The organism is Roseateles sp. P2_H4 (assembly GCF_056403315.1).
This window is the reverse complement of the sequence record NZ_JBFUFR010000011.1, coordinates 142,614-154,859: the sequence shown is the minus strand read 5'-3', so window position 1 is coordinate 154,859 and position 12,246 is coordinate 142,614. Positions and strand designations below refer to the sequence as shown.

Annotated in this window: 11 protein-coding genes; 1 reads left to right on the top strand and 10 read right to left on the bottom strand. The window is 66.6% G+C overall.

Going from position 1 to position 12,246, the window contains the following annotated elements:
• Positions 1-110 precede the first annotated feature (110 nt).
• Genes AC1DW3_RS10955 through AC1DW3_RS10940 form a run of 4 tightly spaced genes read right to left on the bottom strand, consistent with a single transcriptional unit; the run spans position 111 to position 3,834 of the window.
• Complete coding sequence (locus AC1DW3_RS10955; RefSeq protein WP_477931321.1) at positions 111-881, bottom strand: ABC transporter ATP-binding protein; 771 nt, start codon at positions 879-881, stop codon at positions 111-113.
• Positions 882-941: 60 nt separating this feature from the next.
• Positions 942-1,784: an alpha/beta fold hydrolase gene (locus AC1DW3_RS10950; protein WP_477931319.1), complete on the bottom strand. Its 843-nt coding sequence runs from the start codon at positions 1,782-1,784 to the stop codon at positions 942-944.
• Positions 1,781-2,863, bottom strand: coding sequence for a branched-chain amino acid ABC transporter permease (locus AC1DW3_RS10945; RefSeq protein WP_477931317.1), 1,083 nt, complete (start codon positions 2,861-2,863; stop codon positions 1,781-1,783). The genes AC1DW3_RS10950 and AC1DW3_RS10945 overlap by 4 nt, the downstream gene beginning before the upstream one ends.
• A complete protein-coding gene (locus AC1DW3_RS10940) occupies positions 2,860-3,834 on the bottom strand; it encodes a branched-chain amino acid ABC transporter permease (protein ID WP_477931315.1) in 975 nt (324 codons plus the stop codon). The genes AC1DW3_RS10945 and AC1DW3_RS10940 overlap by 4 nt, the downstream gene beginning before the upstream one ends.
• Before the next feature lie 223 nt (positions 3,835-4,057).
• On the opposite strand from AC1DW3_RS10940, the gene AC1DW3_RS10935 reads away from it, so the two are divergent.
• Positions 4,058-4,285: a hypothetical protein gene (locus AC1DW3_RS10935; protein ID WP_477931314.1), complete on the top strand. Its 228-nt coding sequence runs from the start codon at positions 4,058-4,060 to the stop codon at positions 4,283-4,285.
• A 170-nt stretch (positions 4,286-4,455) separates the two neighbouring features.
• Here the strand turns inward: AC1DW3_RS10935 and AC1DW3_RS10930 are convergent, their stop codons facing one another.
• The 6 genes from AC1DW3_RS10930 to AC1DW3_RS10905 form a co-directional block, all read right to left on the bottom strand.
• Positions 4,456-5,190 (bottom strand): ABC transporter ATP-binding protein, encoded by a 735-nt coding sequence (locus AC1DW3_RS10930; protein ID WP_057298923.1) that lies wholly within the window; start codon positions 5,188-5,190, stop codon positions 4,456-4,458.
• A complete protein-coding gene (locus tag AC1DW3_RS10925) occupies positions 5,187-5,930 on the bottom strand; it encodes an ABC transporter ATP-binding protein (RefSeq protein WP_477931312.1) in 744 nt (247 codons plus the stop codon). Before AC1DW3_RS10925 ends, AC1DW3_RS10930 begins: the two co-directional genes overlap by 4 nt.
• 13 nt (positions 5,931-5,943) lie before the next feature.
• The gene (locus AC1DW3_RS10920; RefSeq protein WP_477931310.1) at positions 5,944-7,143 is read right to left on the bottom strand and encodes a substrate-binding domain-containing protein; all 1,200 of its coding nucleotides are present in this window, start codon (positions 7,141-7,143) and stop codon (positions 5,944-5,946) included.
• Between the two features lie 205 nt (positions 7,144-7,348).
• Positions 7,349-7,744, bottom strand: coding sequence for a hypothetical protein (locus tag AC1DW3_RS10915; RefSeq protein WP_477931309.1), 396 nt, complete (start codon positions 7,742-7,744; stop codon positions 7,349-7,351).
• Positions 7,741-9,246: a sigma-54 interaction domain-containing protein gene (locus AC1DW3_RS10910; RefSeq protein ID WP_477931307.1), complete on the bottom strand. Its 1,506-nt coding sequence runs from the start codon at positions 9,244-9,246 to the stop codon at positions 7,741-7,743. Before AC1DW3_RS10910 ends, AC1DW3_RS10915 begins: the two co-directional genes overlap by 4 nt.
• 666 nt (positions 9,247-9,912) lie before the next feature.
• Entirely contained in the window at positions 9,913-12,114 is a 2,202-nt protein-coding gene (locus tag AC1DW3_RS10905) for a TonB-dependent receptor (protein WP_477931305.1), read from the bottom strand.
• Positions 12,115-12,246: the final 132 nt, after the last annotated feature.

Here is a 12,246-nt window from a genome sequence, read left to right as displayed (position 1 = left end):
TTTGGTGACTTTTCTCTGGCGCGTCAGAGAAAAGTTACCCGCCCTCGCGGGGCGGATTCCCGCGGCACTGCACCGGGTCGAGAGGCTCTTCGCAAGAGCAACACTGCTCATCAATGCGCCCCCACCAACTCAGTCGCCTCGGTGCCCATATAAGCCTCCAGCACCGCCGGATGCTTCGACACCGTCGCGTAATCCCCCTCCGCCAGCACGGCACCGCGAGCCAGCACGGTGATCCGGTCCGCAATGCTCGCCACCACCTTCATGTTGTGCTCCACCATCAACACGGTGCGCCCCTCGGCCACACGCTTGATCAGCGCCGTCACACGGTCCACGTCCTCATGCCCCATGCCCTGGGTCGGTTCGTCCAGCAGCATCAGCTGCGGCTCCATGGCCATGGTGGTGGCGATCTCCAGCGCGCGCTTGCGGCCATAAGGCAGGTCGGCCGCCTTCACATGGGCCATGTCGCGCAGGTCGACCAACTCCAGCAGCGACAGCACCTTGGCGTCCAGCGTCTTCAGGCCGGTGAGACCTTTCCAGAAATGGAAGCTCGTGCCGGTGAAGCGCTGCAGGCCGATGCGCACGTTCTCCAGCACGCTGAGGTGGGGGAAGACGGCCGAGATCTGGAAGGAACGGATGACGCCGCGGCGCGCGATCTGGGCCGAGTTCTCGCCGGTGATGTCGGCGCCCGCGAAGACGATGCGGCCGCGCGTCGGCGTCAGGAACTTGGTCAGCAGATTGAAGCAGGTGGTCTTGCCGGCGCCGTTGGGGCCCAGCAGTGCGTGGATGTGGCCACGCTGCACGCGCAGGTTGACCGAGTCGACGGCGGTGAAGCCTTTGAACTCCTTGGTCAGGTCCTGGGTCTCGAGGATGAATTCGCTCATGGACTTACCGGTTGGCTGCGCGACTCTAGGCCTTCAAGCCTGACACAGGCTTACGGGCATTCACGGGGTTTGATCGGCCGACAGGAAGCGCTCGATCAGGCCGATCTGCTCGGGCGTGTTCAAGGCAGGCGCATGGCCGCAGCCGGGGATGAGGGCGACGGCCGCGCGCGGACCGCGCTCGCGCATGGCCTGGGCGGTCTCGGCGGTCAGCAGCGTCGAGTCCTCGCCGCGCAGGCAGAGCACGGGCAGGTCGAGCTGGTCCCAGGCCTCCCACAGCAGATAGTCGTCGGGATGGTGGTCGAACTGGTCGGCCATCGCGGGGTCGTAATGCGTCGTCACGCGGCCATCGGGCAGGCGGCGCAGCGAGGTCTCGGTGAGGTGGCGCCACTGGGTGTCGCTCAGGTGACCAAAGCTCGCGTAGATCTCGCGGAAGTAGGCCTCCAGTTCGCCGATCGTCGCGAAGCTCGGCGGCTGCCCCGCGTAGCTCTTGATGCGCGCCAGCGCCGGCGCGGCCAGCTCGGGGCCGTTGTCGTTCAGCACCAGGCGCTTGATGCGGCCGCGCAGCTGGGTGGCCGCGCCCAGCGTGCCGATGGCGCCACCCATGGAGGTGCCGACCCAGTGCACCTTCTGCAGGCCCAACTGGTCCAGCAGCGCTTCGGCCTGCTCGACATAGAACGCCAGGCAGTACTCGCTGGCCGGGTTGATGGCCCATTGCGACAGGCCGCGGCCCAACGTGTCGGGGCAAACGACATGCCAGCGACCGCTGAGCGCGGCGGCGAAGTCATCGAAGTCGCGACTGCTGCGCGCCAGGCCATGCCAGGCGATGACCGGCGGCGCCGCCGGGTCGCCCCATTCGGTGAAATGGATCTCGCGACCCAGGCAGTTCAGGTAACGCGATCTCATTGGTTCTTTCTCCCTCGCGTCCACGCCGCCAGCCGCAGCCGCCCGACGATGCCGCCGGGGAAGTGGTAGACCGCCAGCACGAAGAGCAGGCCCAGCCACAGCAACCAGCGGTCGGGCGAGATCAAGGTGCTCAGCACCGGCACGCCTTCGACCAGCGAGCCGGCCGCCTTCAGCAGGGCCTGCAGATAGTTCTGCGCGACGATGAAGAGCACGCTGCCGATGACGGCGCCATAGACCGTGCCCATGCCGCCGATGACGACGATGAGCAGCAGGTCCAGCATGATCTCCATGCTCATCGCCGTCTCGGGGCCGGTGTAGCGCAGCCACAGCGCCAGCAAGGCGCCGCCGCAGCAGGCCAGCAGGGCCGCGACGATGTTGGCGCCGGTGCGGTAGACGACAGTGCGGTAGCCGATCGCCTCGGCGCGGAACTCGTTCTCGCGGATGGCCTGCAGCACGCGGCCGAAAGGCGAGTTGACGATGCGCAGCAGCAGCGCGATGAGGGCCGCGACGGCGACGAAGAGCAGGTAGTAGGTCAGCAGCCGGCCGTCGAGCATGACGCCGAGGATCGGGTCATCCATGAACTCGGTCGACGGGCGCAGCGCCGAAGGCAGCTGGAAGTTCAGGCCGTCCTCGCCGCCGGTGAAGTCGCTCAGTTGCGAGGCCAGCGTCATGAAGGCCGAGGCGACGGCCAGCGTGATCATGGCGAAGAAGATGGCCTTCACGCGCAGGCTGGCCAGGCCCATGGCGAGGGCCAGCACGGCGCTCAGTGCGAGGGCGGCGATGAAGCCAATGCCCAGCGACGTCCAGTCCGACCCCAGACGCGTCGATGCGATGGCGATGCCGTAGGCACCGATGCCGACGAACATGGTGTGGGCGAAGCTGACGATGCCGGTGTAGCCCAGCAGCAGGTCGTAGCTGGCGACGAGCAGGATGAAGACCAGGATCTTGGCCGCGACGTTCAGCGCCTGGGTGCCCGGGAAGATGAAGGGCGCGCCGAGCAGGCCGACGAAGCAGGCGGCCAGCAGCGCGCCGAGGATGCGGCTGCGCGGCAGGTCGTGGGAGAGCAGCGCACGCATCATTTGGCGCCCACCGGGTAGAGGCCTTGCGGGCGCCACAGCAGGATGGCGACCATCAGTCCGATGTTGGAGAACAGCGCCGCCTTGGGCGCAATGAAGCCGGCGTAGTTGGCGACCAGCCCGACCAGCAGCGCGCCGACCAGGCAGCCCACCGTCGAGCCGAGGCCGCCGATGATGATGACGATGAAGAGCAGCAGGTTGACCTGGGCACCGATCTGCGGCGTGACGCCCTGTTGCACCAGGCCCCACAGCACGCCGCCCAGGCCCGCCAGCGCGGCGCCGGCCACGAAGACGCCGACGAAGAGGCGCCGCACGCGATAGCCCAGCGCCTCGACCATCTCGCGGTCCTGCACGCCGGCGCGGATCAGCAGGCCGATCTTGGTGCGGTTCAGCACCAGCAGCAGTGCGATGAGGACCGCGATACCGATGAGCATGGACAGCACGCGGAACTTTTCGACCGCGACGTCACCGAACAGGAAGATGCCGCGCAGCGCATCGGGCATGGGCAGCGGGATGAGCTGGGCACCCCAGGTGGCCTTGATCAGCTCCTCGCCAATGATCATGCCGCCCATGGTGATGAGGATCTGCTTCAGGTGCTGGCCGTAGACGGGTCTGACGAGCACCCGTTCGAAGACGACACCCACCGCTGCCGCGATGGCCATGCCTGCCGTGCAGGCGGCAGCGAGTGCGGCGAGGTTGGAGGCGACATTGGGGCTGGTGGCCCAGGGGGCGAGGAAGGCGAGCACGGTGGTGGCCGTGAAGGCACCGAGGGCGATGAAGACGCCGTGGCCAAAGTTGAGGACGTCCATCAGGCCGAAGACCAGGGTCAGGCCCGAGGCGATGACGAAGATGATGAGTCCCATGGCGATGCCGGCCAAGGTCAGGTTGAGCCAGGTGCTGGGGCTGCCGGTGAGGGGCAGGGCTAGAAGCATGATTGCTGCCAGCAGTGCGAGGGGGCGGGGGTCGAGTTTCATGGGGCGTCCGTCAAAAGGTTGCTCTTGCGATGAGCCTTCTGACCCGGTGCAGTGCCGCGGGAATCCGCCCCGCGAGGGCGGGTAACTTTTCTCTGACGCGCCAGAGAAAAGTCACCAAAAGAGGAGCGCTGAATGCAATCCGCACTCGAGCGGGATGAGGCGCTCGCGATGCTCGAACTGGAGAGCGCCCCGACGCGAGCCGCTGCGCTCTCGCCCACCACTTATGCAAACCACCACGGCTTGGATCTTCACGCCGCTTAAGTCGCGGCTGCACGCCGACGCCCGACAAATGCCGAACAGCCGCGCCGCTCGGGCGGCGCTGCATTGGGCTGTTCTGGTGAGCCCGGCGTGCAGCCGCGCGTCGGACGGGCTGCTGGTGCGATGGATGTTGGTCGTGACAAGTCAGACGCGAGAGCGCAGCGGCTCGCATCTGGGCACGGTGCCGAAGTGAGTTAGCCGCTGTGCCAAGGGCGTGTGGTGCTCGTGTGCGGTTCAGGGCCTCTTCTTTGGTGACTTTCTTCTGGCCCCGCAGAAGAAAGTTACCCGGCCGCCGGGACGGACTCCCGGCAATGCAGCGAGCAGGCACGTTCTCCGCAAAAGCATCCCAGAAATTCCAAGCGCTCATTGATGCGCTCCCAACGACAACCCCAGCAACCGCTGCTGCAGCGCCGCGTCCTCGATCAACTCTCGCATCGCCCCGCGATGCACGATCCTTCCGTCATCCATCACCGCGACCGAATCGCCCAGCTCAGCCGCCACCCGAAAGTTCTGCTCCACCAGCAGCACCGTCGCCTGCGACGTCTTCTTCAACTCCCGCAGCGCCGTGATGAGGTTCTGCACGATGGCCGGCGCCAGGCCCTTGCTGGGTTCGTCGATGACCAACAGCTCCCGCGGTTCGATCATGGCGCGCGCGATGGCGAGCATCTGCTTCTGCCCACCCGACAACTTGCCCGCCGGGTGCTGCCAGAACGTCTTCAACGCAGGGAACAAACCGAACAGCCAATCCAGCCGCTGCGCATCCAGATCCGCCAACCGTTTGGCCGAGCGGGCGGCCAGCAGCAGGTTCTCCGCCACGCTGAGCTCGCCGAAGATGCCCATGGTCTCGGGCACATAGGCAATGCCGCGCGAGGCGATGTCAGGCGTGGCCAGCTTCGTGATCTCTTCGCCCTTGAACCACACCGAGCCGCTGCTGGCCGTCCACAGGCCCATCAGCGTGCGCAAGGTGCTCGTCTTGCCCGCGCCATTGCGGCCCAGCAGCATGGTCACCTGGCCAGCGGGCACTTCGAGGTCGACGCCATGCAGGATGTGATACGCCCCGACGTGGGTGTGGACGCCCTTCAGTTCGAGCAAGTTCATGCCGCAACCCCCAGGTAGGCCTCTTGCACGATAGGCGACGCGATCACCGTCGCCGGGTCGCCGTCGGCCACTAGCTTGCCCTGGTGCAAGACGATGATGCGGTCGGCCAGCTCGCGCACGACGTCCATCTTGTGTTCCACCAGCAGCAGCGTGTGCTTCTTCTCCGCCTTCAGCGCGCGGATCAGGTCCAGCACGACGGGCACCTCGTCCACGCTCATGCCAGCGGTCGGTTCATCGAAGAGATAGACCTTGGGGTCCAGCGCAATCAGCATGGCCACTTCGAGCTTGCGCTGGTCGCCATGCGGCAGGCTGGCGGCCAGGTCATCGGCGCGCGAAGCGAGCCGCACACGGTCGAGGATCGCCCGCGCCTCGTCGATCAATTCGCGATGCGACAACCACACGGACAGCATGCGCAGGCCCTTGCCATGGCGGGCCTGCACGGCAAGCCGCACGTTCTCCAGTACGGTCAGGTGGGCGAACAACTGCGTCAACTGGAATGCGCGACCCAGCCCACGCCGCGTGCGCAGCGGCGCCGGCAGCTTGGTCAGGTTCTCGCCGTCCAGCCACACCTCGCCGGCGGTCGCGGGCAACTGGCCCGAGATCAGGTTGAAGTAGGTCGTCTTACCCGCGCCGTTGGGGCCGACGATGGCCGTCAGCGTGCCGGGCTGGAAGGCACACGACACGCCGTCGACGGCCACATGGCCGCCGAAGCGGATCGTCAGGTTCTTGGTCTCGAGCACGGGCCGTCCGGGATCAACGCTTGTTGCGGATGGGGACCTGCATTTCCTCCGGCTTGATCTCGCGCACCAGCTCCGGCACGCCCCAAGGGAAAGCCGGGTCCACCTTGATGCGGAAGTGGTACATCGACTGCATGGCCTGGTGGTCTTCCGCCCGGAAGGTCATCTTGCCCTTGGGCGTCTCGAAGCTCATGCCTTCCATGGTCTTGATGAGCTTGTTGGTCGCCGTGTCGCCGCCGGTCTTCTTCAGGGCTTCAACCAGCGCAATCGCCGCGCTCATGCCGCCGGCCGTGAAGAAGTCGGGCGGGTTCTTGAACTGCTTGTAGTGGTTGGCCACCAGCCACTCGTTGACCGGGTTCTTCGGGATGCCGAAGTAGTAGTAGGTCGCGCCTTCCATGCCCGGGAACTGCTTGTAGGCGGTCATGGCCGGCAAGATGTTGCCGCCCGAGCCCACGCCGATGCCGTAGCGCTTCTGCAGGTCCAGCGCGGCCAGCGCGCCGAAGGGCGGCGTGGCGCCGGCCCACACGACGGCGATGACCTTGGGACCTTGCTTGTCCTTGAGCGCATCCACCAGGCGCTGGATGCCGGCGGTGAAGTCGGTCGTCGCCGTGGGCAGGTATTCCTCGTGGACGATCTTGGCCTTCTTCAGCGCCTCCTTGTAGGCCTTCACGGCGTCGCGGCCGAAGGCGTAGTCCTGGGCCAGGATGCCGATGTTCAGGCCCTGGATGTCGGAGGCGACGGCGTTGCCGATGGCGTCCTGGCTGGAGTTGCGGCCGGTGCGGAAGATGTATTTGTTCCACTTGTCGCCGGTGATGGAGTCGGCCACGGCGGGCTCCACCAGCAGGATCTTCTTGTATTCCTCGGCCACGGGGAGCATGGCCAGCGCCACGCCGCTGGACGACGGTCCGACGGCGATGTCGGCCTTGTCGTCGCCATAGGCCGCGGCCAGCAGGCTCTTGCCCACGTCGGGCTTGCCCTGGTCGTCCTTCTCGATGACGACGAGCTTCTTGCCCGCCACCGTCATGGTGCCGCCGGTGGCGTAGTCCAGGCCCATCATGAAGCCGGTCTGCGTCTGCTTGCCGTAGGCCTCCAACGGGCCGGTCTTGCTGTAGACGTGGGCGATGCGGATTTCTTTATCGGCAGCCAGGGCGAGGCCAGGCAGGGCGACCGCCAGGGTGGCGGCGGCGATGGCGAAGCGGCGCGTGGTGAAGCGCATGGGCTTGTCTCCTGAAGTTCTTGAGGCCTGCTCTGTCGGCAGACGGTGTCTTCCCTTTTTGCAAGGGCCGTGCCCGGCGGGGAAGGGAGCGCCGGGGCGGATTTTGTGCGGGTTGTCCCGAAGTTTTCGGCCGCGAAACTGTTGCCGAGTGTCCGGGAGTTAGGCGCTGCCTGAAATATGGACGAATGCTCTGGCGCTGGCCAGCCTAGAGGCCGGTCTTTTGCCTGGCACGCGCAATGAACAGCCCCAGCATGGACAAGAGCGCAACGGCCAACGCCAGCGGGAAATAGAAGATCCAGGCCAATCCACTTTCGCGCACGGGCACGCACCACAGGATCCACGCCTCAAAGCAGCACAGCAGCAGCGTCAGCATCAGCAGCGGCAGCCAGGTGAAGCGGCGGCAGCTCGGGCAAAACGCGCCCAGGGCGGTGACGACAATCTGCGGGCCGGCCATGAACATCCAGTTGATCAGCCCGTTTGCGAAGACGACTGTCCAAGGCTCGACCCGCTGGCTGGGCCGCCAGATACCGAGGCCGACGATGATCAACCAGGGTGTGACGAGCGCGATCGCGGCGCTGCTGAGGAAGCTGGGAGGCTTCATTCCGGTTCGCGTGCCTGCTCCAACTCCGGCCAACGTGCCAGCCTCTCGTACAGCGACGCTCGCGAGATCTGCAGCAGCCTGGCCGCCGCCATGCGGTTGCCGCCGGTGGCCTGCAGCGCGCGGGTGATGGCGTCACGCTCCAGGGCTTCGATCAACTCGGGCAGTGGCGCCACGGCCTGGGCCGTCGTGACGGCAGGCGCCGCGGGTTGAGGCGCCGGCGCGGGCGTTGCGGCAGCCGGCGTCCGCCCCACCGCTCCACCCTGGAAATGCGCCGCCGTCAGCTGCATGTCGTCGCTCATCAGGCTGACCTGCTCCAGCGTGTTGCGCAGTTCGCGGATATTGCCGGGCCAGCCCTGCTGCATCAGCCATTCGATGGCGTCGGGGCTCAAGAGCTTTTGCGGCATGCCGCTGCGGCGGGCGATGTCTTCGCCCAGGGCCTCGGCCAGCGCCTCGATGTCGTCCAGGCGCTCGCGCAGCGCCGGCACGCGGATGGGCAGCACATTGAGTCGGTAGTACAGGTCGGCGCGGAACTGGCCGGCAGCGACCATGGCGGCGAGGTCACGGCTCGTCGCGGCGATCACGCGCACGTCCACTCGCAGCACGGTGTTGCTGCCCAGCGGCTCCACCTCCTGCTCCTGCAGCACGCGCAGCAGCTTCGATTGAAGCGCCAGCGGCATGTCGCCGATCTCGTCCAGGAACAGCGTGCCGCCGTCCGCCAGCTTGAACTTGCCGTCGCGACCCTTGCGGTCGGCGCCGGTGTAGGCGCCCGGCGCGACGCCGAAGAACTCGGCCTCCAGCAGCGTCTCGGGCACGGCGGCGATGTTGACGCCCACCAGCGGCCGATGCGCGCGGCGCGACGCGGAGTGGATGGCGTGGGCCATCAGCTCCTTGCCGGTGCCGGTCTCGCCGAGCAGCAGCACGGTCGAGTCGGTCTGCGCGACGCGGCGGGCCTGGCGCTTCACTTCCAGCGCCGCCGGGCTGGCGCCGATGAAGCTGGCAATCGTGTACTTGGGCCGGCGCTGGGCGGCCAGCTGGCGCCGCGTATCTTCCAGCTCCTGCTGCATGCGCGCGAACTTCTGGATCAGCGGCTGCATCGTCGTCTCGGGGTGGTCCAGCAGCACCAAGCCCAGCGCGCCGATGACCTCGCCTGCGTCGTTCCTCAGCGGCAGGCGGCTAACCAGGAAGGTGCCGGCCTTGTTGGTCAGCAGGTCCACCAGCACCGGCTTGCCGGTTTCCAGCACCTGCAGCATCTGCGTGTTCGGGACCACGTCCTCCACCCGCTTGCCAACGAACTCGTGTTCGTCGCTGAACCCGAGCGCCGGCAGGAAGCGCTTGTAGCCGTCGCTGATCCAGACCACGCGATGGTTGCGGTCGATGACCATCATCCCTTCCGTCGACCGGGCCAGCACGTCGAACATCGACTGCGCGGCCAGGCGCAACAGCCCGTCGACATCCTGGGGGATGTCGAGCGGGGCGGGTGTCTGGTTTTTAGACAGGGGCATGACGGCGGGAATGTAGCGCGGTGGGCGTTGGTGGCGGCGCGCCTTGGTCTATCCATTTCATGTGGGTGCCCGCTACTTTTGGTTGGTGGCGAGTGTGGTGCCGGGAGTCCGCCCCGGCAGGGCGGGTAACTTTTCTCTGACGCGCCAGAGAAAAGTCACCAAAAGAGGAGCGCTAATGCAATCCGCACTCGAGCGGTATCAGGCGCTCGCGTCGCTCGAAGCGGGGCATGCCCACAAGCGAACCGCTGCGCTCTCGCACACGACTTGTGAAGAGCGCCAGCGATCGGACCTTCACGCCAGTTGACGCCGGCTGCACGCCGGGCTCATCAGCAAGCAAACCCAATGCAGCGTCGCCCGAGCGACGCGGCTGTTCGGTATTTCCTGATGAGCACGGCGTGCAGCCGCGCGTCGAACGGGGTGCTGGTGCGATGGATCCCGCTCGTGACAAGTCAGACGCGAGAGCGCAGCGGGTCGCTTCTTCCCGCAATGCCGTTGGCTGTTTTCGCGCGCCGCTGGTGGCGGCGTCGTGCTGGTGTGCGGTTCAGGGCCTCTTCTTTGGTGACTTTCTTCTGGCCCCGCAGAAGAAAGTTACCCGGCCGCCGGGACGGACTCCCGGCAATGCATCGAGTAACCACACTCCCTGAGAAAGCAACCCACCAACCCCCATCAGAACTTCAAGGTTCCGCCAATCGTGAACGTGCGCGGCGGGCCGTAGTAGGCGTTCAGCACGCTCAGCGCCGCGATGTTGTAGCCGTCGGTCTTGTAGGCCTTGTTGGTCAGGTTGCTGCCCTGCAGGAAGAAGCTCAGCTTGGGGTCCTTCTCCCAGATCAGGCCGGCGTTGACCAGCGTGTAGGCGTCCTGGGCCAGCGCCTCCGACAGGTCGGTCGTCGGGTAGACCTTGCTGCGGTGGGCCAGGCCCAGGCGCGAGCGCAGCGTGCCGATGGCGAGTTTGGCGTTGTGCTCGATGTTCAGGCCGGCCTGGAACTTGGGCGTGTTGGTGAACTTCTTGTCGGCCGCCACGTTCACGCCGCGGTCGAAGTACTCGTCGTATTTGGCGTCCAGCGTGGCCAGGTTGCCGCTGATGCGCCAGGCCGGCGTCGGCATCCACAGGAACTCGACCTCGGCACCGTTGACGGTGGCCTTGCCGGCGTTGGTGAAGTCGCCGAAGAAGCCGGGCTGACCATTGGCCTGGGTGTAGCTGGTGAACACCGACAGCTGCACGTTCTTGTACTTGTTGTGGAAGACGGCGGTGTTCAGCTCCAGCCGGCCGCTGTCCAGGATCATCTTGGCGCCGAGCTCCAGCGAGTCCAGCACCTCGTCCGCGAAGGGCTTGCCCGAAGACGGGAAGGCCACGGTGTTGGCGCGGATGTTGTAGCCGCCGCTCTTGAAGCCGCGCGAGGCCGTCGTGTAGAGCTTCACTTCCTGGCTGGCCCTGTATTCGAGSGACAGGCGCGGCGAGGTGTTGGTCACCGAGCGGCTGTTGTCGAAGTTGGCCGGCACGGCGATGGGTGGGCCGCTGAACTGGTCGTTCGCGAAGGCCTGGTTCAGCACGACGGCGCGCTTGCTCTCGTCGGTATAGCGCAGGCCGGTGCTGACGCTGAACTGCGGCGTCAGGCGCCAGCTCCAGTCGCCGAAGATGGCCTTGCCCTGGGTGTAGACCAGGCCATTGGTCGTGCCGAAGCTCAGGTTGAAGAAGTTGTTGCGCACCGTGCCGCCGGCGCGGCCATCGAAGTAGTAGACGCCGATGACGCCCGAGTGGTTCTTGCCTTCGTAGATGGCCTGCAGCTCATGGCTCTGCGAGCTGTCGTGGTACTCGGCGCGCACGTCGGCGGTCTTGTTGGGCAGGCCGTCGAAGTCGATGGAGGTGTTGGTGTCGGAGGCGCGATGCGCCAGGATGTACTTCAGGCTCCAGTCGTCGCTGAGGCCCCAGTTCAGCGTCAGCGATTCGCCCTCGCTGCTGGTGCGGTTGGCGTTGGGCATGCCTGTCGCGATGTCGTAGCGGCCAGGGGTGGGGGGCGTCTTGGCGGGGTCGAAGGCGCTGACGTTCAGGCGCTGGAAGCCGCGCATATGCGAGTCGTCCCGGGTGCGGTCCACCGACACCTGGGCGTTGAAGCTGGAGCCGGTCGGGAACCAGCCGGCCGAGAAGCGGCCGCTCATCGTCGCCTGGTCGCTGACGGGGCTGCCGTCGGTCAGGTTCTTGCCGTAGCCGTCGCGGTTCAGGCTGGCGCCGGCGAGGCGGAAGCGGAACTGGCCGTCGTTGACGGCCGTGCCGACACCACCCTTGGCGGTGACCTGGCCGTAGTTGCCGATGGCCAGCGTCACCGAGCCTTCGGTCTTCTGGGGCAGCGGCTTGGACACGTATTTCACCGCGCCGCCGATGGTGTTCTTGCCGTACAGCGTGCCCTGCGGGCCGCGCAGCACTTCCACGCGCTGCACGTCGTACACGTCCAGCAGCGCACCTTGCGGGCGGGCGATGTAGACGTCGTCGAAATAGATGCCCACGCCCGGGTCCACGCCCCACAGCGGGTCGGCCTGGCCGACGCCGCGGATGAAGGTCGTGATCGTCGTGTTGCTGCCGCGCGCGGCGTAGATGGTCAGGTTGGGCACCTGGCCCTGCAGATCGCCCAGGTCCTTGATGGCGAGCTTGTCCAGCTGCTCGGCGCTCAGCGCCGTGACGGCCACCGGCACGTCCTGCAGCGACTCCTCGCGCTTGCGCGCCGTGACCTTGACGACGTCCAGCGTCGTCACCGCGGGTTCGGCCGCGGTCTGGGCGGCCGCCGGCAGCGCGACCGTGGCGCCGAGTGCGGCGAGGATGGCGAATTGCAGCGGGCGGACGTGGAACGTCGGCGCCGGTAGGCGTCGGGTCATGGCGTGTCTCCTGGTTGTTGTGTTTGGAACCAGATGCCAAAGCGCAAAAGCCATGCCCGCGCCAACTCGGGGCGAGTTGCTGGCAAACCCTTGCGAGCTAACCCGCGGTTTTGGCCTCTGGCGCTGCGAAAC